The sequence below is a fragment of the Pseudomaricurvus alkylphenolicus genome (assembly GCF_011683955.1).
Lineage (GTDB): Bacteria > Pseudomonadota > Gammaproteobacteria > Pseudomonadales > Cellvibrionaceae > Pseudomaricurvus > Pseudomaricurvus alkylphenolicus.
Map to the genome: position 1 here is coordinate 74,092 of NZ_JAAQPI010000016.1, position 19,115 is coordinate 93,206.

Consider the following 19,115-nt stretch of genomic DNA (forward strand, 5'->3'; position numbering starts at 1 on the left):
GCACTATGCCAGTTCGAGCCACCAGCAAAGCAGCACTACGCAGTATCCGAGAGTCGGGAAAGCAGAGCACGAAGAAGGGCCAAATGTACCTGTTTATCGTTCATAACCCTGGCTGTAGTCGTAACGACATTGAGCGTCATGGCTTTCGTCAGTCTTCCGTGGCTGGTCGTGTCAATGAGCTGATCAGCGAAGGCTTCGTAATCGAAGACGGTTGCAAGCGCGACCCCATTACCCGTGAGTCTGTGAATTGCTTGTACCCGGCTCCAGAGAAGGGGATGGCGGCATGAACAGCGCAGACTATCACCGCCTCCAACGTGTGGAGGGATTATGCCCCGAAGAAATACGCTGCGTCGATCGCTTCGAGTCTCACAGTGCGTTTTGCCATCGCATTGAAATCGAGAGAGCGGACGTACTGGCCAGAGCTCGGGTTCTGGACAGCCAGAAGAGGACGAAGGCATGAAATTCAAATGCCCCCGAGCAAAACGAAAGATGGCGGTGGGTCCGGCAAATTTCCTTGACGATGTGCTGGCGCTACCCGAGAGCGAGCAAAAAGCATTTGTGGATACAAATGTCCCTGACTCCATGGTTTCGACACTTCGGGTCCATGTCCGTATGCACAAACTCAAGCTGGCAAGACAGCAACAGAGGTTTCGGGCATGAGCGGCGACACGATCAACAGCGATACCAGCCTGCAGGTATTTATCAACAAGGTCAAAGGGCTCTATCAGAAGCACAAGTACATTACGTACAAGGAGCCTGCAATTGGACCTGACCGCAGCCTGGATCAAAATTCGCTGTTTCACGTCTGGCTGACCGAGTACGCAGCGCACTTGCTTTGCAAAGATAAGCGGGAGGTTACCCCGGGAGAAGTCGCCGGCATGAAGCGAGCCACCAAAGGGCGCTACTACGCCTACAGCGGCGCCGATTTCATGGTTCACGTTGTTACCGATCCGAAGACCGGTCGTCAGAAGAAAGATTACACCAGTTCTAAAAACTGGAAGCGCGGACAAATGTACGCCGTTCTGGAATGGCTGCAGATGGAAGGCGCTAATGATGGCGTCCTTCTGGAAGCGAAGGGCGAGTACGCGAAACTGAAGCGGCAGCAGGCCGCATAGGAGGGGATGTGTACCACGACGATAGACAGAGGGCTGGTTTGGCCTCTTCGGGTATGGGACTGCTGGGCTCGCACGCGCTGACGATTGCCCAACAGGATTCGGCGATTTACCAAGCTAGATTGCAGCAACAGGAATTTAGGAGAGAGCACCTCATGCAAGGAGCATCTGAACCGCAAAAAACAAATGAAGACGAACTGCTTTTGCTGATGGAGGAGGAACTGACATGAAATTACCAAGCTACCACGAAGTGCTGACCATGGGGAAAGAGGCTGTCGAAAAAGCGTTGATTCCCGTGCGAGTAAAGAAGGCCAAGCAGCAGGCCAAACTGGAGATGTGCAAACTCGATGAGGACATCGCCGTTAAAGAGGCGAGGCTGAAAGAGATCTGCTGTCATCAGGAACTGAATTTTCCATCGATCATTGAGCTGCAGAATGAAATAGGTTTGCTCAAGCGCAAGAAAAAACAGTATCAGGAAATTCTGAATCAGATGTTCCCTTCGGATAATCAGACCGAAAGCGAAGATTAAGGAGAACTTCTCGATGTCTGAAGACACCTTAGACGGCGTGATGCGGCGAATAGAGGGGGCGGACCCGAGCAGTCCGGTGGCGGTGTTTACCGTTCGCAGTGAGCTGAAGTTAAACGTGGTGCCGGCGAACACGTATGTCACGCAGCAGCTGATTGAGCGTGACGACCCGACTCTGGTGGGGGTGTTTGACGGTTCCATGCCGCAGGAGCCGATTCGCGTGCAGCTTCACCGGTCACTGCTTCAGTTTCGGCGAAAGACCCATTGAGGAGAGAGGCATGTTTTTCAAAGACGCATTGATTTACCGATTTACGGAAGAGATACCGACGATTACTGAAAAGGCGCTGCAGGACAACGAGTTTACGCCCTGTGGCCGCCAAGACCGGAGCAAGTACGGGTGGGTATCGCCTGCGGACGATCTGTTTGATGAATTGATCGTGGAAGAGGGCAGCCTGACCATCATCTGCGCCAGGCGTGAAGAGAAGATTCTCCCAGTCACGGTGATTAACGAGAAGGTCAGAGAGAAGGTCCGCTATATCGAAAAGAGTGAGGACCGCCGCGTTCACCGCAAGGAGCGGGAGACGCTGAAGGAAGAAATCATCTTCGATCTGCTGCCCCAGGCGTTCACCAAGTCAACCTTGACCCACGCTTACATCGATCACAAGCAACAGATACTGGTGATCAACACCGGCACTTACAGTAAGGCCGAAGAACTGATGAAGCTGCTGCGCGACAGTGTCGGATCATTGCCGGTCGTCCCCGTCCAAGTCAGCGAATCCCCAGCGATTACCATGACCAACTGGCTCAGGGGTGAACCCTTGCCCGAAGGCTTCGAACTGCTCAAAGCCTGCAACCTGGCCGAAATGCGTGAAGGCGGCTCCAAGGCACGACTGAAAGATCAGGAATTGCTGGCAGATGAAATCGAGCCACACCTCAACGCCGGCAAGCAAGTGGAAATGCTGGAGCTGGAATACGACGAGCGGGTCAAGCTCAAGCTTCACGACGATCTGGCCATGAAGCAGTTGAAGTTCTCCGAGGACCTGATCAGCGAATCCGCCGACCGTTGCGACGGGGACAAGATTGCCCAGTTCAGGACCAACTTTGTACTGATGTCCGCGGCGATGCGGGATCTGTACAGCGATGTGCTGGGCGCGTTTGGTGGTAACCGGCCTGATCCGATGGAGGGCTTGTGATATGGGACATCCAACCATACCCATTGTTCGCATTGAACTGGATGGCTTCAAACAGTCGTTGCTCCATGCCTTTTCCGAGCATCAGCTGAGGATAGACGAGTATGTCCAGGCAGCAGTTGACGAGGCATGTAAGCCAGAGCGCCTGGAGGCCCTGATTAACAAGGAGGCTCAGGACTCAATCGACAGCGCGATCAAGGAAGAGCTCAACAGATTCTATCGCTATGGAGAGGGGCGCGAAGCGATCAAAAAGGCTGTGGCTGAGACTTTGGAGCAGCGAGGATGATTATGGACGGGCACGCGATAGCCTTAAACGCGGGTTTAACTGGAGCCCTCATTGTCACCCTGATGATCTACTTCAGCAATATGGTTGAAAAGCATTTTGGCAGCGTGGTTTACCACTACTACTCCATGCTGGGAGGGGCCGTAATCATGGCTACCTTGTTTAGTTTGGTCATCTTTGTAATCAGCTGGATCTGGTCGTAATGCAACGCAAAGCCACCAAACAGAGCAGGGCGGCCAACGCGGCCGAAAGGGCCTTTATCCGGACGGTCAAAGAGCTGCCCTGTGCGGCGTGCGGCTGCCCCGGGCCATGTATATACGACCATATCTGGGGATCGGCCAAGAAACTGTATTGGGGATTGGAGCGGGTACACGTCGGGCACTACGCGGGGATACCGCTTTGCCCTCAGTGCGACGAATTAAAAACGTGGGGGTCGAGGCGCAAGCTGGAGAGCATATGCGGGTTCAAGCAAGAAGAGTTGTGGATAAGGATGGTGGAGCGTCACAGTCTGCCGGTGCCGGAAAACGTCGTGGAGGCTATCAAAGAGTCATTGGCGTCGATCCCGACAGTTGCAAGCATGGCGTAGCGGTATACGACAGCGGCAAGCTTGCATCACTACATATGCTGGATCTGTTCGGACTGGTAGAGCTGGTGAAGGAAGGCGAGTGCTTGGTATCGATTGAGAACGTGCTGGCGAACAAGTTTGTCTACAGCCGCAACGACAAGGGTAACCGATCGGTGTTGGCCAAGATCTCCAATGACATCGGAAGGAATCAACAGGCACAGGAGGAATTTTGCCGACTGTTGGCCCACTTGAAAGTGCCGTATGTACTCCATCGACCTCAAAGCGGCAACTGGAGTGAGAGAAAGGCCCTCTTCGAGAAGGTCACCGGCTGGACCAAGCGAAGCAACAAAGACACCCGTTCAGCGGCCTATTTCGGCTGGCTGGCGCTGCAGGGGATGAATTGATGAGCAAAACAGTGCAATTGACCAAAGACAAATACGGCTACATCACTCCAAAGAACGACGAAGATCTTCCTCTGTTCAAACACTGCTCCGAGGGAATGTACGCCGTTACCGAGGAATACTACCTGAAAGTTACCGAGCCGATGATGAAGATTCACGGCATCACCCGATGGGAACACGACTGGATATAGCGCCATGAAAAAAGCCCGAATCTGCGAATGCGGCACCATTACGATGAAACCCAAGTGCTCGAAGTGCCAGGCAACCACTAAGCCAGAGAAGAAGGAAAAGGCGAAATGACCATGAATCGGTACGGAAAGTTTGTAATCAGAAATAGGTTATTACGAGACCCCGCTGGTAGCGGAAAGATCATGCAGCTCATGGGGAGGATGATCGTTGTTAGAGCCGAACAGATGTGGCAAAGAGATGGGATTGAATACACCGCCATTTCCGAACATTTCGACCCAATTGAAGAGGCCGCCGCGGTGCCAAATTACGTATTCGAGTTCACCGAGGAAGGTATTAAGTGTACCAGGCAGCCTCACTGATCTACCCGAACATCGACTGTGAACCACGTTGGAGGAAGCATAGATGGCTGAAGACCGCAATTGGCGAGACGATACGGTCAACCTGCTCGATCAGTGGTCCCGATGGCTTGGCGGCAGATTGGACACGGAGTTTAACAGCGGCGATGCGTTGCAGAGGTTGAGAGGCAGTGCGGTACCGTGCCCCATCATTACTGACCACGACGCCCTGATCGTCGACGGTGTGCTAGCGCAGCTGAAATTCCAAGACCGGGAGATGTACGACATTGTGACCACGTATCACCGCGAGTGCAGCAACATCACCAAACTGGCTCGACGACTGGGGCAGCCGCGGCAACGGGTCAACGTGCTGTACGAATCGGGCATAGCCTGGGTCGGCGCCAAGATTGATTTCTCGTCGCTGGAGAGTCTGGAATTACTGACGCTGCTCACTGCTTAAAAATTAACCAGCAGAAATTTGTTGCCCGAGGTTGCAACCTGTTTTAACCTTTTTCGTGTACGGTGCCGAAAGCACCCGATAAGCTACGCACAGCACCAAAAGCCCTGGCCTAAACCGCCGGGGCTTTTTCGTTTCTGGCCAACAATAATTACGTGGAACTCTCCTCCATAGCCCGCCTCGTGCGGGCATTTTTTGTTAAGGGACAAGCAAATTGGAAAAGCAACACGCCGTCGAGCAAGCGATCATTTCAGGATCTGGAACTTTCGCCAAGGGCTCCGGTGTCACCGCCATTGCGTCGAGTCTTTCCCAAAAAATTGCCAATGACCCCGACTGGTTGAGCATGTCAGACCTGGGGATCATCGTTGGTATGGCCGGTGTAGTCATTGGATTGCTGGTGAATTTGTTGTTCCAGATCATCAGAAACAAGCGAGAGAGTCGGTACCAGAAACGAGAGGACGAGCGAGCGCAGGAGCTTCACAACGCGAAAATGCGAGCCATACGAAGGCAAGTCAATGGGCGATCTGACCCAAAATTTTAGCCGCTCAGAGTTCGAGTGCCCCTGTGGTTGCGGCCTCGATACCGTCGACGCCGAACTGCTGAGAGCCATGCAGGACGCGGTGTTTTACTTTGCCATGCCAACGCACGTCACCCGCGTCTACTGCTGGATCACCAGCGGATGCCGGTGCAAACGCCATAACCGAAAGGTAGGCGGCGAAGACGAATCGCTACACCTGATTGGCAGGGCTGCTGATCACGTGATGGAGCAACGGCTCTTCAATGGCCAACGCATCATTGTCGACACCGATGTTCTGGCTGATTACTACGACCGAATTTTTCCGAACCGTTATGGGATAGGTAAATACCCAGACGGTCGGGTTCATTTTGACACAAGAACCGGCGACCACGAGCGCTGGGACGAACGCAAACCGGAGGAGTTATGAACGAACTGCAGCACTACCAGTGCCACAAGAAAGTACACGCGCAGCCAATGACCAAGGGCGAGTACAACCAGACCCGCGACCGTAAGGTGCCGGGTGACCCCAGTGAAGAGGGCTATCTGGTCGTCTACAGCAAGGACACACCTGATCACTACGAAAGCTGGAGTCCGAAAAAGCAGTTTGACGAAGGGTATTCCCTGATTGGAGGTCTGTCCGATGATTCCATTGAAGCTGAAATTCAGGCGAAGGGCCTTACTGCGCCAAGAGTCACGCCTGATCAGATAGACAATCTGCTCAACGGCTGTGACGTGATTTGCCAGGTTGTGCCGGGCACCACTACCACGGTTGCCACTGTGGTCGATGCCAACGGCTTCACGATCTGTTCTGAAATTTCGGCCTGCGCTTCTCCGGAGAACTTCGACAAGGAGCTGGGCGAGAAAATCGCTACCGATCGAGCGCTGAAGGTTGCTCGTGATGAGCTTTGGCGTCTAGAGGGTTATCTCCTGAAGCGTAAGCTGGCCGAAGGCGGTGCTCAGTGAAAATGACAATCACTGCCATTGCCCTGTGCCTGACACTGCAAGGCTGCCAGCTGCTGAGCGCCTGCGCCGCTAATCCCGCAGGTTGCGCCGATGTGGTCACCACCACGGTATCCACCGGTAAAACCATTCACGACGCAGCCAAGGCGCCGGAAGAAGAAACCGAGCAGTGAAAACCCAGCCGACGCACCATGAACTGGCTCAGCTCAGCGACCTGAGTTACCAGCGCAAAACGTTCGCGGTGCGTGAGGTTGAGGTGCTGATTGAGCGCTTTGAGCGTTACCAGGTGGTGGCGTTTCGAGGCACAGAGTTTTCCAGAATGTGGGAGAAGGGCGGCTTCTGGGATGTGTTGCGCGATTTGCGCGTACTGCCGGCCAGTTATCTGGACCTGAGAGGCCACGCTGGCTTTCTCCGTGGTGTAAAGGCTGTCGAATGGATGCTGCTTGGCTCGCTGGACAAGAACAAACCGGTTTACGTGACCGGCCACTCTTTGGGCGGCGGCCTGGCCATTCCTGCCGCGCGACTGCTCGATAAGAACGGGTTCGACGTCGCCGAGCTGGTGACCTTTGGCACGCCTCGCTGTATCAGCCAGGGCCATGACTATTTCCGTCACATCAAAGTAACCGAGTACGAATACGGCAACGACATTGTTCCAACCCTGCAATTCTGGTCCACACGCAAGCACATAAACCGAACACCATTGGGCAAGCGCCGCAGCAAGAACTGGTTTTGGATGCGGACCTGGGGCGATCACGATTTGACGCTGTATATCGGGTCGCTTCAGGCGTAAGGGTAAAGACTGAATGCAGGTACAGGAGATCAAACGCAGGCCGCAGCGCACCGGACAGGTTCGCACGGAGCAGCGCTTTACGCTGGACGACGGTCGCGTGTTTGTTCGTCAGGTCAACGCCGCCAGTGACAGTGAACTTGCCACCAACATTGCCGCCGCTCAAGCCAAGCTCTTAACCCGCGTCGCTCAGCAGGACGCGATCGAGGCGGTGGCGCAGGGCGTGTCCACGGCCTACCTAACCGCAACCCTGTCCCAGGTGCAATTCGCGTGGCTGCAAAAAGGGTTCAACGAAACCGATCCCGTAACGGCGTACGACATCCTCAAAGAGGTTGCGCCCGCGGTGCTCAGCCTGGGCTATACCGCCGCGCAATACGCTGCGGCCTTTGGCTCCACCGAAGAGGAGGCGCAGCGCTTACTGGATCGCTGGGCGTATCTAAGCAGCGACCCCGACACAATCGAAGCCGCCAGGGCTCTCAAGAGCGGTGATCTCTGATGTCGTATTTCTACGTTAAGAGCGGCTTTGGCACCCGGACGACGGGCGGCGGGACCACAAAACAATCCGGTAGCTTTGCCTCACTTGGTGCGGCCAATGTGTATGCCACCTACGCCGACGCGGTAGCCGATGGTGCCGGGTCCGGGGATATTGTGTGTTTTTCACATCTGCACTACGAGACGAATGCGGGGTTTACGTTAAACGGTCCGCAATCGGGCGATGGCCTGCAATTGCAGTGTGTGGATGACACGGCGTGTGAAACGCCTTATGTGTCCACGGCTGCCAATTTCAATAACAGCGGTGGTGGCAGCGCGTTAGCGTACGACGGTATTTTCTACCTCTACGGTGTCTGGTCAAAATCCAATAACGACATCAGTGTAGCGGCTCTCAATACGTTCAGCATCAGCGAAGACTGTACCTTTCAGGCCACAGGTGCGAGCGATGTGTGTATGAACATCAGTGCTGACGGGGCGTATCACTTAGCCCTAAACCCCACGTTTGTTGCGGACGTGACAACCGTTGGCTTAATACAGCTTTCCCAGGGGTCCGTGATTGAGGTCTGCGGGGGCAGTGTCGACCCTACCGTTAAACCGACGAGCGTGATTCGTGGTGCGGGCGCGCGAGGGTTCACGGCCAGGTTAAACGGCGTCGATTTCACCAATGTGACCGATTACATATTGGAAAACATTGGCGGAACGATAGGGTCTGATGACAACATCAATGTCACGATGCAAGGGTGTAAGGTCGCGGCGGGTTTGACCGCGTTTGTTGAGGAAGAATTCACCAATTACACCCACCGATTCCAAGCGTATAACTGTTCGTCCGACAGTGCGGCCGCTGAGTATCAATTCCACATCGAGGGTTATGGCGGCTACGTCGACGATCAGGACGACGCGGGCATTCACCGCGATGAATCCATAGCCTTCCCCGGCGGCGAGAAAGTGTCCGCCCACTGCGTCACCAATACAAAGGCTACGATTTGCACGCCGTTCTGGTTTGATCTGCCCGCTCCGGCGGTAGATCTCAGTCAGGCGGCCAGCGACACCTTGCGCATTTACCTGGCCAGTACGGCCAGTCTCACCGATCTGGATGTGTGGGTCGAGGTGATGTACCCCGACGGCACCAACAAGCAGACCTGGAACCGCGTCACCACGCGCAACAGCGACCGGCTCGCCGCTTCGGGAACCGCACTGACCACCGATTCGGGTTCAACGTGGAAGAACGGCGCTTCCGATCTCACCGGTTACAACGAGTATTACATCGACGTCGACACCAGTGGTGACGCAGGCGCGGACTGTGTGCCCATCATTCGTGTTTTCGTTGCCAAGGCTTCCACCACCATCTATTTCGACGTAAAGGTAGACGCGGTATAACCCATGACCCTGCGCATTGTTAACGGTCGCATCGTTGATTTTGGTTCGGCGAGCGGCGAGCTGCGCATTATCAATGGGCGTATCGTTGAGTTTCCGTCTGGGGCCGGCGGGGGAGGGTTAAGCATATCGCCAACAGCAATAGCCAGCCTGGAACAGTTTGGTTCCATGGAGCTTACAACGGGCCTGGTCCAAATAACCCCAACAGCAATTGCCAGCATAGAGGCGTTTGGTTCGTCACAGATCACCAGCGCAGAGATTCTCCTTCCAGGCTCAATTGCCAGTGGAGAGGCTTTCGGCGGAGTGACTATTCAGGCGGGCGCGGTTGCTATTCAGCCATCGGCTATTGTCAGCGCTGAAGCATTCGGTGTAGCTGAGGTCGGATCCGGAGTATCGATCTATCCCGCTGGCGTGGTAACCGCTGAAGCGTTCGGCGGGGCGTCACTAACACCTGGGGTGGTGTACATCATCCCAGGCAGTATCACCAGCAAAGAACAATTCGGTATCGCTCAGGTGGGCGACATCATCATAACCGGCAACCTCGGGGTAATCCGCAAGGTCGTACAAACAGTGAATCGGCCGGTAAATCAAGTACTTACAGACTGAGGTCACTATGGCAAATGCACTGTACGACTATGGCAGAGAGAGCTTTCTCGGCGGCCTTATCGACTGGGACACGGACGATACTCGAATCATTCTGATTGATGAGGCCGATGACACCATTGACCTGGCCAACGACCAGGACTTAGCAGACCGAGCGGCGGCATCGAGGGTGGCAACCTCCGGCGCCATGGGCACCAAAACCATTGCCGCGGGTGTTGCTGATGCCGCTGACGTGACGCTGAGCTCAGTCACTGGTGACGAGTCCGAATCAATCGATATTTACAAGCACACCGGTACAGAGGCAACGAGCACACTAATTGCCAACATCGACACGGCAACCGGTCTGCCAGTAACGCCCAACGGTGGTGACATCACCATCCAGTGGGACAGTGGCGTCAACAAGATCTTCAAGCTGTGAAAGAAACCATTCGACTGCTTCGCCACAACGATCAGATTGTGTTCTTGGTGAACGGTCAGTTAACCACCAGCTTTGGCCCGGAAGTGGCCAAAGTGGTGGCCAGGGAGCTTGTTTCCCTCGCACGTCAGATTGAGAACGATGCCAACCCAGAAAGGCAGATCATGGATCAAGCCATTCTCATGAGGGCGGGCATCAATATCGGCCTGAACTCAAACCCCAAGTTACTGAGTGAAGCCCACAAGGAAGCCCAGTGGAATCGGGACCTGCGCCTGGCAATGAAAGGCGCTCCGGGCATACCCAGTAACGAGGTGGTCGGTACACCAACCGTTATTCGAGGCAAACGCCATGAGTCTTAAAGAATTCTTCTTCGGGAAAGAGTCTGAACCGGATCCGGTAACGCTCACCGAAGAGTACAAGCAAGCCCAGCGCCAGCAGCACTACGGTGCGCTGATTGCCAAAAATCAGGAGCTGTCCGCCCAGCGTGAAGCCCTGAGATCTGAGCAGAAGGCCGTTGTAGTAGAGCGTGAGGCCATGGAAAAAGAGTTTCCCGAGCTGCCACGTCTCTATCAGCTGGCCCAGCAGGCGAAGGGAGAGGGTTAATGGCTGCTCCCAAGGGGAACAGGTTCTGGGAGGCAAGGGCCACCCACGGGCGGAGGAAGAAATACCTCAAGCCTGAAGACCTGTGGAAGCAGTGCTGTGAGTACTTCGTGTGGATTGAGGATAACCCTCTGGAAGCCGCTGAGCTGGTCAAATATCAGGGTGAAGCCACGGTTAAGCGAGTCCCCAAAATGCGGGCTATGACCATTGGCGGACTGCTGATTTTCATCGATTGTGCCAGAAGAACTTGGGATAACTACAAGGCCAACGAAGATTTTGTAGAAGTCATTACGCGAGTAGAAGAGATTATCTACGAGCAGAAGTTCGCTGGCGCCGCCGCCGAGCTGTTGAATCCCAACATCATCGCCCGTGATCTGGGGCTTTCAGACAAGCGTGAACAGGAGCTGTCTGGCCCTGGCGGCGGAGCGATTCCGGTTGCTACCACCACATTGACCGCAGAGATGGACCCCGTTGAAGCCTCACGAATTTATAAAGAGCTTCTGACCAACGGCTAACCCATGGATTACGTCAGTCCCAACTACAGTGAGATCTTCGCTGGTAGGGCTGACCTGTTGCAGAAGCTCAGGGAGGACAGTGACCTGCTGAAGGCGGTCAAGGTCCATTACGCCAACAATCCCGCTGATTTCATCTGCGACTGGGGTATGACGTATGACCCGCGAAAGATGATTGACGGCGGGCTGGCGAATATCCCATTCATTCTGTGGGGCAGGCAGCGGGACTACATTGAATGGCTCGATGGCCGGTTCAACAAAGGAGAGAGGGGCCTCGTTGAGAAGTCCCGTGATTGCGGTGTTACCTGGCTGTCCGTCGGGTATGCGGTTACGAAGTGGCTGTTTGTCGATGGATTTGCGGCTGGCTTCGGGTCTCGGAAAGAGCAGCTGGTTGACAAGCTGGGTGATCCGGATTCGATTTTCGAGAAGATTCGCCACTTTGTGGGCAACCTCCCGGACATCTTCTTGCCCGTGGGGTTCTCGAAGAAGGAGCACGCCACCTACATGCGGCTTCTGAACCCTGCAAACGGATCGTCAATCACTGGCGAAGCAGGGGACAACATCGGTCGAGGCGGGCGCAAATCGGTCTATTTCGTCGATGAGGCGGCGTTCATTGAGCATCAGGAGATGGTCGACGCCGCTTTATCGCAGACGACCAACTGCCAGATCGACATTTCGACCTTCAATGGCAACGGCAATCCATTCTACGTCAAACAGCAGCGCTTTGCCGGCACAGAGCGGCACTTTGTCTTTGACTGGCGCGACGACCCCAGAAAGGACGAGGAGTGGTACCAGAAGCAGAAGGAAGAACAGTCTGAGGAAACGGTTGCTCAGGAGATCGACCGAGACCCGAACGCCTCAAATACCGATGCGTTCATTCCTGCCAAATGGGTGGCCGCTGCGATCGATGCGCACATTAAGCTTGGGTTCGAACCCTCCGGAGTGCGCACCACCGGCTTTGACCCAGCTGACACAGGGGATAACAAGGGCGTTACCAACCGCCACGGCTCAGTAATCACTGACGCCGAGGAGCTGACCAAGGGTGACATTACCACCGCCATTCCCTGGGCTTTCTCGCACGCTGACCAGTGCAAGTCTGATCTGCTGATCTTCGACGGCGATGGCATGGGAACGCCAGCCATGAAAATGGCACTGCATGGCATGGCAGCTGAGCGCTTCAAGATCCTTCCGTACTACGGCGGGGGTGAGGTTCGCGACAAGGATAAAAGGATTACGCCCGGTGACAGGGAATCACGCACCAATGGCGATACCTATCTCAACTTTCGGTCGCAGTCGGCTACCTGGCTGCGCGACCGGTTTAAGGCGACCTACGACGCCATACAGCGCTATGAGAAAGGTCAGCTGGTCAATGCCAACCCTGACGACTTGATCAGCATTTCGTCGAAGTGCAAACACCTCACTCAGCTGCAGGCTGAACTCTCCAGACCAAAACGGATATGGACCAAGAACGGGAAGATCCAGGTGGAGAGCAAGAAAGAGATGAAGTCTCGCGGCGTGTCGTCGCCAGGACTATTCGATTCAACCGTCATTGCGTTCTCTGAGAACACAGCGGCGAAGAAGAAACGCAAGATTCGCTACAAAATCCACCGCCCTCGTGACAGGGCAATGGGGTACTAACCATGGGTAAACGAACAGCAAACCTGACGTCCAATCAGACGGTTAACTTCGGGAAGATGATTGATCCGATCATATCCGTCGCAGGCGCAACCTGGGGCGGCGGTAACCTTGTCGTCAAGTTTGACGGTGTGCAGGTTGCGGCCGCTCAGACTGCCGATTTCTACGAAACGTTCCTGTCAGAAGGCAGGCCAGTGAAGGTGACCGTTGAACTTGCCAGTGCAACAAGTCCCGACATCACCGTTAACGCCTTATTCGCTGAATCCTACGGGCGTGCTCGCAGCGCATGAATATCCGCGATCTGAAGAAGCTGCCTCCGGAGGAATTCGAGGCGTTGCAGGCATCTCTGTCTGATGACGACCTCGAAGCCTTGCATACCGCCATGGATAAGCACGAGGCAATGCTCGGTGAAAAGCTGCAGAAGCTGAGCCGCGTCATTGCAGAAAAACGCTCAGAAGCGATTGAATACCGCGTCAGTAGCGGTATCGAAAAGCAATGGGATGAAGACGAGGAGCACTACGAAGGCGTTGATGACGCCAATCGCAGTGAGATTGAAGGCAATGCGGACGTTGAGCATGGCGGTGGTGAACTCGGTGAACCGACTGGCTCAACGATCTTCATCAACATCACCAAGCAATACTGTGACGCGGCTGGCGCCAGCATGGCCGATATGCTCATGCCGACCGACGGTGGCGCCTTCCACGTTGACAGCACACCGGTACCAGAACTGCTGCCGTTTGCCGAAGGTAATCTACCAACCGCTATTCGTCAGCAGATCCAAGCGGAGTTCCCAGGTAACGAACAGGGCGCCGCGCAGAGAGAGGCGGAGATTGTCGGCCAGGCGCAAAGCATCCTGCAGAACGCAAAGGACAAGGCCGCAAAAGCCCAGCAGCGTATCGAAGACTGGCTGGTAGAGTGCCAGTACCACGCGCACATGCGCAAAGTCATCGAGGACGCAGCCAGGGTTGGCACCGGTGTACTCAAAGGGCCTGTGCCTCAGAAGCGCCGCCAAGTTGCCTATCGTGAAGGCCAGCTGGTCATCAACGAAGAGGTTAAGCCGGGTTCCCAGTGGATCAGCTATCGCAATCTGTACCCGGCGAAGGGCTGTGGTGAGAACATTCACGACGGGCCCTACATCTTTGAGCGCGACGAGATCAGCCCCAAGAAGCTGCGCGAACTGATCGAGCTGGATGGCTACCTTGAGAAGGAGATTCTCAGCGTATTGGATGAAGGGCCAACGGAAGCGACTGTTAAGTTCAAAGAAGTGGACGACATGCAGCGCGATTCCTCTGGTCAGTTTGAAGTCTGGTATTTCCACGGTGAATTTGAGAGGGACGACATTGAATCTGTCTTCGAGTCCGCCAACTATGAACACGGCGAAGAACATCTCCCGGAAGTCGTTCAAGCCAACGTCGTCATGGTCAATAACCGCATCATCAAGGCGGTGCTGAACCCACTCGACACCGGTGACTTTCCTTATGACGTCATGGTCTGGCAGCGCCGCAAAGGACTGCCTTGGGGTATCGGCGTTTCCCGACAGATCCGCACGCCCCAGCGAATGATCAATGGTGCTGGCCGCAATCTGATGGACAACGCGGGCCTGGGTGCTGGGCCTATGTGGGCGTTTAATTCTGACATCATCCGCCCGATCGATGGTGTTGCGACCATTGAGCCTCGCAAGGGCTGGGAGTTGGCAGAGGACGCGGAAGACGAGGACATTACAAAAGCCTTCACCTATTACAAGTTGGATCTGATGGTGAACGAGCTGCAGGCGATCATCTATCTGGCGCTGAAGTTGGCTGAAGACGTCACTGGATTGCCCATGATCATGCAGGGCCAGATGGGCCAGCAGAAGATGGACACGCTCGGTCAGACGCAAATCCTCAACAACAACGCCAACATTGTCCGTCGCCGGATTGCTCGACTGTTTGATGACCTGATCACCGAGCCGCACATGCGCCGGTACTACGCTTACTTGCTACAGTACGGTGACGACGAAGAGAAGGGCGAGTTTGTCATTGATGCCAAGGGCTCTTCCAACCTGGTTGAGCGGACGATTCAGAAAGAAAAAACGCTCGAACTGCTGCAACTGGCTCAGAACCCCATTTACAACCTCGATCCGAAGAAGGTGGCCATTGAGTACCTTCGCGCCGAGAAGTACGACCCCAAGAACTTCGAGTACGATGACGAGGAATGGAAGCAACTGGTTCAGCAGATGCTGCAGCCACAGCAATCGGATCCGCGCGAAGCCATCGCCCAGCTCAACGCTCAAGTGGCTGAGATGCGGGAAATGGCCTCTACACAGCGCAAAGAGATGGAACTGATGAGCAAGGAGCGATTGCAAATCAATGAGTTCCAATTCAAGGGGCAAATCGAGCAGTTCTCCGCCGAGCTGGCGAAGGAATTGGCTGAGATGAAGTATCTCGGTGATAAGGACATCAATACCGACAATCTCAAGGTCAGAATCAACGAAACGACGCAGCGACTGATGACACAAATCAGGCTGTCTCCACACAAAGACAGCGCTCCGCAAGTGGCGACTCCAGCGATGGAGCCACCGGGCCGGGCGCCAGCAGGGCAGGCATTCGCACAATGAAACTTGTAGACACATCGGGCACCCCCCTCGTTCAAAAGAAGGCCGCGAAAGCGGTCTTTTTCGTTTCTGGAGATGGAGAACATTGGGAGCTGCTGAAACCAGCTGACGTTCCCGACGGGCTGAAGGATCACGACGTCATGGGCTATCTGATGGCAGGGGAAATCATCGAGATCGAAGGTACCAGTACATTCTATCGAGTGGAGCAGATCCATTGAGTTACAAATTTTCCAAAGAGGACGTGCGCCAAGGCTGGTTCGCTCGGCTGAAAGAGTCGTTATCTGACCGACTGCAGAATCTCAGGGAAGACAACGACAAGGACATGGAGCCAGCGCAAACGGCCAAGAAGCGCGGCCAGATCTACGAGATCAAAAGAATCCAAAAGGCCATGAACAAGGCCGAATCCGAAGCTCAACCATAGCCGCGCAGACGGCATACCCAGTGAGGAATAACAATGCAAACTGAAGCGACCGAAGCAACACAATTAACGCCTGAGCAGCAGGAAGCCCAAGACCAAAGCGACTTCGAGGCTGCATTCAACGGTGAAACGACCATCGAAGACGATGCGAGCGGCACTGAAGAAGCTGGCACTGAAGGCACTGAAGGCGGTGACGCCCTATCAGGCGCTGCCGCTGATACGAATCAGGAAGACAATTCCGCAGATAACATCGAAAAAGAGATTGCCGGTTTGTCGCCCGAAGCGGTGGCAATGCTGGAATCTCGTTTCGTGAACACCGTCGAAGAGAAATTTTCAGGACGTCTCAGAAATCTTGAAGGCAACCTGGGAGGCATTAAGCAAAAGCTGGACAGCATGGCGACCGCGAAAGCCGCCGCCGATGAAACCGGTGTTGCAGCCCCTAATAGCCAACAGATGTCTGAGGCTGCCAAAAGTGGCCCCGCCATGGCCCGGCTGAAAGAGGACTTCCCCGAATGGGCCGAAGCGCTCGAAGAAGTTCAGAGCATGGCGAAGCCAAACATCAACATGGACGAACTTAACGGTAAGCTCCAGGCCGCCGAAGACCGCGCGTCTTCGACCGCTGAAGAACTCACCACCATCAAGGAAATGAGAAAGCTCGACAAAAAACACCCTGACTGGGAAGACATTGTCGAGAGTGATGCTTTCTCCAACTGGTTGGCTACCCAGCCGACTGAAACTCAACACAAAGCACAATCCAGCAACAGTGCTGCAGACGCCATAGCCATCCTGAATGATTTCAAGGCCACGACCTCTGCGCCCGATCTTGCCCCGAACAGCGGTAAGAGCACGAAGCGCCTGGACGACGCTGTCGCACCTACGTCCGGTGGAGAGCCCATTAGAAAGGGGCGCAAAACCGAGCATGAAGAATTTTTAGCTGCGTTCAACAGCTGACCCTTTAAACATTTAGGAGGCCAGTAATGGTTGCTCAAAAATACAATACCGCCGAACCTCGGATCGGCAAGACGAAAGGATCTATCCTGAAGCACGCTGTACCTGTGACCTGTCTGGGTATCAGTGGTGATCAGAAGAAGCACAAGAAGAATCAGGGCGATACGGTTGTTTATCGTCGCTGGTTGCCGAAGGGTGCTACCAACACCGACGCCACGTCCATCAACCAGTGGAGCGTGTCGGCCAACGATCATCTTGTCAGTGAAGGCCAGACCCCTGAAGCGGAGACGCTGACCCCTCAAGACATCACCGTGCAGCTGCAGCAGTACGCGTGCCTGTACAGCTACACCGACAAAACCGCTGATCTGTACGAAGACAAGATCCCTGACGAGATGAAGGCGCAAGCCGGTGAGCGCATGGGTCTGGTTCGTGAAATGGTCGATTACGGCGCCCTGAAAGGCTGCACCAACAAGTTCTACTGCGGTGGCACTTCGCGTGCAACCGTTGATGAGCCCATCGGCTTGCCGATTCTCCGCAAAGCGACCCGTTCCATTAAGGGTAACCGCGGTCGTCCAGTATCAAGCGTGCTCGATGGCAGTGGTGACTTCAATACCTCGCGAGTAGAACGAGGTTACCTGGTGTTTGTACACACCGATGCTGAGAACGACATCCGCAACCTCCCAGGCTTCCTGCAGTGTGCCGAGTATGGCAAGCGCGACATGGTGCATGACTGCGAAATCGGTGCGGTAGAGAACTACCGTTTCGTGGTTTCACCCGAGTTAACCGCCATTATCGACTCCGGCGCCACCCTGGGTGCCACCGGCATGCTGTCAACCGGTGGTTCAAACATCGACGTTTACCCGTTCATTGTGGTAGCTGCGGACGCTTGGGCCAACCTGGCGCTGCGGGGAATGGATTCCTTCGACGTTATCCATGTGCCCGTCGGCAAGAAGGACAAGGCCGACCCTCTGGGCCAGCGTGGTTACATCGGCACCAAGTTCTACTCAGCGGCGTTTGTTCAGAATGACGGCTGGATGGCTGTCATCGAAGCAGGCTGTACTGACATCTAATTAAGTGCCCGCGAGAGCGGGCCAACCCGAGGATCATAATATGGAACCTTTGACTCGTTCATATTCCAGCGGTCTGCTGACCACCATCGGTGCAGAAACCCTTCACGACACGACCGAAGTCATCAATTATGAAATTGATGGAAAGATGTACCGAAAAACCGCCATCACCAATGGAGTAACACCAACCTCTGACGGGAACGGCGATGCGTTTACTGCGATTGGAGCCGACAAAATCGGCGTATTCGTGTGGGCCCTTGACGCTTCCGGTGCGGTAGCCGTCTTCCAGGGCGAAATCGAGGACGTCGACGGCGATTCCGACGTGGCGGAGATCTACCCTCAGTTCCCGGCATTGCCAGCAGGGTACGCGCCTTTTGGGTACACCATCATCCAAACCACGGGGGCAGCCAGTCCTTTCGATTTTGGCACAGACAACTGGAACGCAACCGGCGTTACCGCTACCACGGTGAATATCGGCACCATTCCTTCACGCCCGCAGAACTCCTAACGGCGTGACCTCAACATAAAGAAAGGCTCCTTCGGGGGCCTTTTTTATTCGACAAATCGAGGTAAGAACTATGGCTCGCTTACACGATAAGCAAGACAAACTCACGATCACCAATTTTCTGAGATTGGCTCGAAATGCCGTGATCAAACGTGAAAACGATGACGGTTCAGAGTCCTACGGCAGAGGCAAAGTGAAGACACTGACCGCTGCAAGCACTCTGAAGTTGGCGGATCACGACGGCATCTTCGTACTGAATTCTGCTACGGAATTCGAAACCGTGCTGCCAGCTCCAAAGCCAGGACTGGCGTTAACTTTCATTGTTGGCGCCGCGCCCTCCGGTGCGTCCTACACCGTTGTTACCGCTAATTCGGACAACATCATTCGTGGCTTGGTGGTATCGGCTGACCTGAATGCGGCCTCCGATGGCGACAGCGAGGCCAGTGGTGGTGACACCATTACCTTTGCTGACGGCGTGGCCGACGAAGGCGACCGGGTTGAACTCGTCGCAGACGGAACGCACTGGTACATCAAGGGCTACTCCAAGACCTTCAACGGCATCACCATCACCACCGCTAGTTAATAGCAAACATCGCCTTCGGGCGCTTCCTTGCCTCGCCTTGTGCGGGGC

34 protein-coding genes are annotated in these 19,115 nt (G+C 54.9%); all 34 read left to right on the forward strand.

Annotated elements, in window-relative coordinates; genetic code table 11:
• The first annotated feature begins 5 nt into the window (after positions 1 to 5).
• The 34 genes from HBA55_RS29530 to HBA55_RS29695 all read left to right on the forward strand — a co-directional run bounded on the left by HBA55_RS29530 (position 6) and on the right by HBA55_RS29695 (position 19,067).
• The gene (locus tag HBA55_RS29530) at positions 6 to 287 is read left to right on the forward strand and encodes a MarR family transcriptional regulator (protein WP_166998932.1); all 282 of its coding nucleotides are present in this window, start codon (positions 6 to 8) and stop codon (positions 285 to 287) included.
• Positions 284 to 460, forward strand: a complete 177-nt coding sequence (locus tag HBA55_RS29535) for a hypothetical protein (RefSeq protein ID WP_166998934.1) — start codon at positions 284 to 286, stop codon at positions 458 to 460. Before HBA55_RS29530 ends, HBA55_RS29535 begins: the two co-directional genes overlap by 4 nt.
• On the forward strand, positions 457 to 660 hold the full coding sequence (locus tag HBA55_RS29540) for a hypothetical protein (protein ID WP_166998936.1): 204 nt from the start codon (positions 457 to 459) through the stop codon (positions 658 to 660). The genes HBA55_RS29535 and HBA55_RS29540 overlap by 4 nt, the downstream gene beginning before the upstream one ends.
• On the forward strand, positions 657 to 1,115 hold the full coding sequence (locus tag HBA55_RS29545) for a NinB/YbcN family protein (RefSeq protein WP_166998938.1): 459 nt from the start codon (positions 657 to 659) through the stop codon (positions 1,113 to 1,115). The genes HBA55_RS29540 and HBA55_RS29545 overlap by 4 nt, the downstream gene beginning before the upstream one ends.
• 8 nt (positions 1,116 to 1,123) lie before the next feature.
• A complete protein-coding gene (locus HBA55_RS29550; RefSeq protein WP_166998940.1) occupies positions 1,124 to 1,342 on the forward strand; it encodes a hypothetical protein in 219 nt (72 codons plus the stop codon).
• Complete coding sequence (locus tag HBA55_RS29555) at positions 1,339 to 1,641, forward strand: hypothetical protein (RefSeq protein WP_166998942.1); 303 nt, start codon at positions 1,339 to 1,341, stop codon at positions 1,639 to 1,641. The genes HBA55_RS29550 and HBA55_RS29555 overlap by 4 nt, the downstream gene beginning before the upstream one ends.
• A 13-nt stretch (positions 1,642 to 1,654) precedes the next feature.
• A complete protein-coding gene (locus tag HBA55_RS29560; RefSeq protein ID WP_166998944.1) occupies positions 1,655 to 1,906 on the forward strand; it encodes a hypothetical protein in 252 nt (83 codons plus the stop codon).
• 10 nt (positions 1,907 to 1,916) lie between these two features.
• Positions 1,917 to 2,831, forward strand: a complete 915-nt coding sequence (locus tag HBA55_RS29565) for a recombination-associated protein RdgC (protein ID WP_166998946.1) — start codon at positions 1,917 to 1,919, stop codon at positions 2,829 to 2,831.
• 1 nt (position 2,832) lies between these two features.
• Positions 2,833 to 3,114 (forward strand): hypothetical protein, encoded by a 282-nt coding sequence (locus HBA55_RS29570; protein ID WP_166998948.1) that lies wholly within the window; start codon positions 2,833 to 2,835, stop codon positions 3,112 to 3,114.
• The gene (locus HBA55_RS29575; protein WP_166998950.1) at positions 3,111 to 3,314 is read left to right on the forward strand and encodes a hypothetical protein; all 204 of its coding nucleotides are present in this window, start codon (positions 3,111 to 3,113) and stop codon (positions 3,312 to 3,314) included. The genes HBA55_RS29570 and HBA55_RS29575 overlap by 4 nt, the downstream gene beginning before the upstream one ends.
• 253 nt (positions 3,315 to 3,567) lie before the next feature.
• The gene (locus tag HBA55_RS29580) at positions 3,568 to 4,080 is read left to right on the forward strand and encodes a hypothetical protein (RefSeq protein WP_166998952.1); all 513 of its coding nucleotides are present in this window, start codon (positions 3,568 to 3,570) and stop codon (positions 4,078 to 4,080) included.
• Positions 4,080 to 4,268 (forward strand): hypothetical protein, encoded by a 189-nt coding sequence (locus HBA55_RS29585; RefSeq protein ID WP_166998954.1) that lies wholly within the window; start codon positions 4,080 to 4,082, stop codon positions 4,266 to 4,268. Before HBA55_RS29580 ends, HBA55_RS29585 begins: the two co-directional genes overlap by 1 nt.
• Before the next feature lie 400 nt (positions 4,269 to 4,668).
• Complete coding sequence (locus HBA55_RS29590; RefSeq protein ID WP_166998956.1) at positions 4,669 to 5,061, forward strand: hypothetical protein; 393 nt, start codon at positions 4,669 to 4,671, stop codon at positions 5,059 to 5,061.
• Between the two features lie 211 nt (positions 5,062 to 5,272).
• The gene (locus HBA55_RS29595; protein WP_166998958.1) at positions 5,273 to 5,599 is read left to right on the forward strand and encodes a hypothetical protein; all 327 of its coding nucleotides are present in this window, start codon (positions 5,273 to 5,275) and stop codon (positions 5,597 to 5,599) included.
• Positions 5,574 to 6,002: a D-Ala-D-Ala carboxypeptidase family metallohydrolase gene (locus HBA55_RS29600; protein ID WP_166998960.1), complete on the forward strand. Its 429-nt coding sequence runs from the start codon at positions 5,574 to 5,576 to the stop codon at positions 6,000 to 6,002. The genes HBA55_RS29595 and HBA55_RS29600 overlap by 26 nt, the downstream gene beginning before the upstream one ends.
• Entirely contained in the window at positions 5,999 to 6,538 is a 540-nt protein-coding gene (locus tag HBA55_RS37625) for a Gp49 family protein (RefSeq protein WP_240946358.1), read from the forward strand. The genes HBA55_RS29600 and HBA55_RS37625 overlap by 4 nt, the downstream gene beginning before the upstream one ends.
• Positions 6,535 to 6,708: a hypothetical protein gene (locus tag HBA55_RS29610; protein WP_166998962.1), complete on the forward strand. Its 174-nt coding sequence runs from the start codon at positions 6,535 to 6,537 to the stop codon at positions 6,706 to 6,708. Before HBA55_RS37625 ends, HBA55_RS29610 begins: the two co-directional genes overlap by 4 nt.
• Positions 6,705 to 7,325, forward strand: a complete 621-nt coding sequence (locus HBA55_RS29615) for a lipase family protein (protein WP_206020031.1) — start codon at positions 6,705 to 6,707, stop codon at positions 7,323 to 7,325. Before HBA55_RS29610 ends, HBA55_RS29615 begins: the two co-directional genes overlap by 4 nt.
• Before the next feature lie 13 nt (positions 7,326 to 7,338).
• Complete coding sequence (locus HBA55_RS29620) at positions 7,339 to 7,818, forward strand: hypothetical protein (protein ID WP_166998964.1); 480 nt, start codon at positions 7,339 to 7,341, stop codon at positions 7,816 to 7,818.
• Positions 7,818 to 9,191, forward strand: a complete 1,374-nt coding sequence (locus HBA55_RS29625) for a hypothetical protein (protein WP_166998966.1) — start codon at positions 7,818 to 7,820, stop codon at positions 9,189 to 9,191. Before HBA55_RS29620 ends, HBA55_RS29625 begins: the two co-directional genes overlap by 1 nt.
• 3 nt (positions 9,192 to 9,194) lie before the next feature.
• A complete protein-coding gene (locus HBA55_RS29630; RefSeq protein ID WP_166998968.1) occupies positions 9,195 to 9,794 on the forward strand; it encodes a hypothetical protein in 600 nt (199 codons plus the stop codon).
• Positions 9,795 to 9,801: 7 nt separating this feature from the next.
• Complete coding sequence (locus HBA55_RS29635; protein WP_166998970.1) at positions 9,802 to 10,209, forward strand: hypothetical protein; 408 nt, start codon at positions 9,802 to 9,804, stop codon at positions 10,207 to 10,209.
• Positions 10,206 to 10,565, forward strand: coding sequence for a hypothetical protein (locus HBA55_RS29640; RefSeq protein ID WP_166998972.1), 360 nt, complete (start codon positions 10,206 to 10,208; stop codon positions 10,563 to 10,565). Before HBA55_RS29635 ends, HBA55_RS29640 begins: the two co-directional genes overlap by 4 nt.
• Positions 10,555 to 10,809 carry a hypothetical protein gene (locus tag HBA55_RS29645; protein ID WP_166998974.1) on the forward strand — a complete coding sequence of 85 codons (255 nt, stop codon included), beginning with the start codon at positions 10,555 to 10,557 and terminating at the stop codon, positions 10,807 to 10,809. Before HBA55_RS29640 ends, HBA55_RS29645 begins: the two co-directional genes overlap by 11 nt.
• Entirely contained in the window at positions 10,809 to 11,321 is a 513-nt protein-coding gene (locus HBA55_RS29650; RefSeq protein WP_166998976.1) for a DNA-packaging protein, read from the forward strand. Before HBA55_RS29645 ends, HBA55_RS29650 begins: the two co-directional genes overlap by 1 nt.
• 3 nt (positions 11,322 to 11,324) lie before the next feature.
• Positions 11,325 to 12,956 (forward strand): terminase large subunit, encoded by a 1,632-nt coding sequence (locus tag HBA55_RS29655; RefSeq protein ID WP_166998978.1) that lies wholly within the window; start codon positions 11,325 to 11,327, stop codon positions 12,954 to 12,956.
• Between the two features lie 2 nt (positions 12,957 to 12,958).
• Entirely contained in the window at positions 12,959 to 13,243 is a 285-nt protein-coding gene (locus tag HBA55_RS29660; RefSeq protein ID WP_166998980.1) for a hypothetical protein, read from the forward strand.
• Positions 13,240 to 15,549 (forward strand): hypothetical protein, encoded by a 2,310-nt coding sequence (locus HBA55_RS29665; RefSeq protein ID WP_166998982.1) that lies wholly within the window; start codon positions 13,240 to 13,242, stop codon positions 15,547 to 15,549. Before HBA55_RS29660 ends, HBA55_RS29665 begins: the two co-directional genes overlap by 4 nt.
• Positions 15,546 to 15,764 (forward strand): hypothetical protein, encoded by a 219-nt coding sequence (locus HBA55_RS29670; protein WP_166998984.1) that lies wholly within the window; start codon positions 15,546 to 15,548, stop codon positions 15,762 to 15,764. Before HBA55_RS29665 ends, HBA55_RS29670 begins: the two co-directional genes overlap by 4 nt.
• On the forward strand, positions 15,761 to 15,967 hold the full coding sequence (locus HBA55_RS29675) for a hypothetical protein (protein WP_166998986.1): 207 nt from the start codon (positions 15,761 to 15,763) through the stop codon (positions 15,965 to 15,967). The genes HBA55_RS29670 and HBA55_RS29675 overlap by 4 nt, the downstream gene beginning before the upstream one ends.
• A 33-nt stretch (positions 15,968 to 16,000) precedes the next feature.
• Entirely contained in the window at positions 16,001 to 16,915 is a 915-nt protein-coding gene (locus HBA55_RS29680) for a hypothetical protein (protein ID WP_166998988.1), read from the forward strand.
• Between the two features lie 26 nt (positions 16,916 to 16,941).
• The gene (locus tag HBA55_RS29685; RefSeq protein WP_166998990.1) at positions 16,942 to 17,982 is read left to right on the forward strand and encodes a N4-gp56 family major capsid protein; all 1,041 of its coding nucleotides are present in this window, start codon (positions 16,942 to 16,944) and stop codon (positions 17,980 to 17,982) included.
• A gap of 40 nt (positions 17,983 to 18,022) precedes the next feature.
• A complete protein-coding gene (locus tag HBA55_RS29690; protein ID WP_166998991.1) occupies positions 18,023 to 18,487 on the forward strand; it encodes a hypothetical protein in 465 nt (154 codons plus the stop codon).
• Positions 18,488 to 18,557: 70 nt separating this feature from the next.
• Positions 18,558 to 19,067 carry a hypothetical protein gene (locus HBA55_RS29695; protein ID WP_166998993.1) on the forward strand — a complete coding sequence of 170 codons (510 nt, stop codon included), beginning with the start codon at positions 18,558 to 18,560 and terminating at the stop codon, positions 19,065 to 19,067.
• Positions 19,068 to 19,115 lie beyond the last annotated feature (48 nt).

Bases quoted from the DNA above. Each gene is read 5' to 3' on its own strand.
- HBA55_RS29530 (WP_166998932.1), top strand. From the start codon at position 6: ATGCCAGTTCGAGCCACCAGCAAAGCAGCACTACGCAGTATCCGAGAG.
- HBA55_RS29535 (WP_166998934.1), top strand. From the start codon at position 284: ATGAACAGCGCAGACTATCACCGCCTCCAACGTGTGGAGGGATTATGC.
- HBA55_RS29540 (WP_166998936.1), top strand. From the start codon at position 457: ATGAAATTCAAATGCCCCCGAGCAAAACGAAAGATGGCGGTGGGTCCG.
- HBA55_RS29545 (WP_166998938.1), top strand. From the start codon at position 657: ATGAGCGGCGACACGATCAACAGCGATACCAGCCTGCAGGTATTTATC.
- HBA55_RS29555 (WP_166998942.1), top strand. From the start codon at position 1,339: ATGAAATTACCAAGCTACCACGAAGTGCTGACCATGGGGAAAGAGGCT.
- HBA55_RS29560 (WP_166998944.1), top strand. From the start codon at position 1,655: ATGTCTGAAGACACCTTAGACGGCGTGATGCGGCGAATAGAGGGGGCG.
- HBA55_RS29565 (WP_166998946.1), top strand. From the start codon at position 1,917: ATGTTTTTCAAAGACGCATTGATTTACCGATTTACGGAAGAGATACCG.
- HBA55_RS29570 (WP_166998948.1), top strand. From the start codon at position 2,833: ATGGGACATCCAACCATACCCATTGTTCGCATTGAACTGGATGGCTTC.
- HBA55_RS29575 (WP_166998950.1), top strand. From the start codon at position 3,111: ATGATTATGGACGGGCACGCGATAGCCTTAAACGCGGGTTTAACTGGA.
- HBA55_RS29580 (WP_166998952.1), top strand. From the start codon at position 3,568: ATGCGGGTTCAAGCAAGAAGAGTTGTGGATAAGGATGGTGGAGCGTCA.
- HBA55_RS29585 (WP_166998954.1), top strand. From the start codon at position 4,080: ATGAGCAAAACAGTGCAATTGACCAAAGACAAATACGGCTACATCACT.
- HBA55_RS29590 (WP_166998956.1), top strand. From the start codon at position 4,669: ATGGCTGAAGACCGCAATTGGCGAGACGATACGGTCAACCTGCTCGAT.
- HBA55_RS29600 (WP_166998960.1), top strand. From the start codon at position 5,574: ATGGGCGATCTGACCCAAAATTTTAGCCGCTCAGAGTTCGAGTGCCCC.
- HBA55_RS37625 (WP_240946358.1), top strand. From the start codon at position 5,999: ATGAACGAACTGCAGCACTACCAGTGCCACAAGAAAGTACACGCGCAG.
- HBA55_RS29620 (WP_166998964.1), top strand. From the start codon at position 7,339: ATGCAGGTACAGGAGATCAAACGCAGGCCGCAGCGCACCGGACAGGTT.
- HBA55_RS29625 (WP_166998966.1), top strand. From the start codon at position 7,818: ATGTCGTATTTCTACGTTAAGAGCGGCTTTGGCACCCGGACGACGGGC.
- HBA55_RS29630 (WP_166998968.1), top strand. From the start codon at position 9,195: ATGACCCTGCGCATTGTTAACGGTCGCATCGTTGATTTTGGTTCGGCG.
- HBA55_RS29635 (WP_166998970.1), top strand. From the start codon at position 9,802: ATGGCAAATGCACTGTACGACTATGGCAGAGAGAGCTTTCTCGGCGGC.
- HBA55_RS29645 (WP_166998974.1), top strand. From the start codon at position 10,555: ATGAGTCTTAAAGAATTCTTCTTCGGGAAAGAGTCTGAACCGGATCCG.
- HBA55_RS29650 (WP_166998976.1), top strand. From the start codon at position 10,809: ATGGCTGCTCCCAAGGGGAACAGGTTCTGGGAGGCAAGGGCCACCCAC.
- HBA55_RS29655 (WP_166998978.1), top strand. From the start codon at position 11,325: ATGGATTACGTCAGTCCCAACTACAGTGAGATCTTCGCTGGTAGGGCT.
- HBA55_RS29660 (WP_166998980.1), top strand. From the start codon at position 12,959: ATGGGTAAACGAACAGCAAACCTGACGTCCAATCAGACGGTTAACTTC.
- HBA55_RS29665 (WP_166998982.1), top strand. From the start codon at position 13,240: ATGAATATCCGCGATCTGAAGAAGCTGCCTCCGGAGGAATTCGAGGCG.
- HBA55_RS29670 (WP_166998984.1), top strand. From the start codon at position 15,546: ATGAAACTTGTAGACACATCGGGCACCCCCCTCGTTCAAAAGAAGGCC.
- HBA55_RS29680 (WP_166998988.1), top strand. From the start codon at position 16,001: ATGCAAACTGAAGCGACCGAAGCAACACAATTAACGCCTGAGCAGCAG.
- HBA55_RS29685 (WP_166998990.1), top strand. From the start codon at position 16,942: ATGGTTGCTCAAAAATACAATACCGCCGAACCTCGGATCGGCAAGACG.
- HBA55_RS29690 (WP_166998991.1), top strand. From the start codon at position 18,023: ATGGAACCTTTGACTCGTTCATATTCCAGCGGTCTGCTGACCACCATC.
- HBA55_RS29695 (WP_166998993.1), top strand. From the start codon at position 18,558: ATGGCTCGCTTACACGATAAGCAAGACAAACTCACGATCACCAATTTT.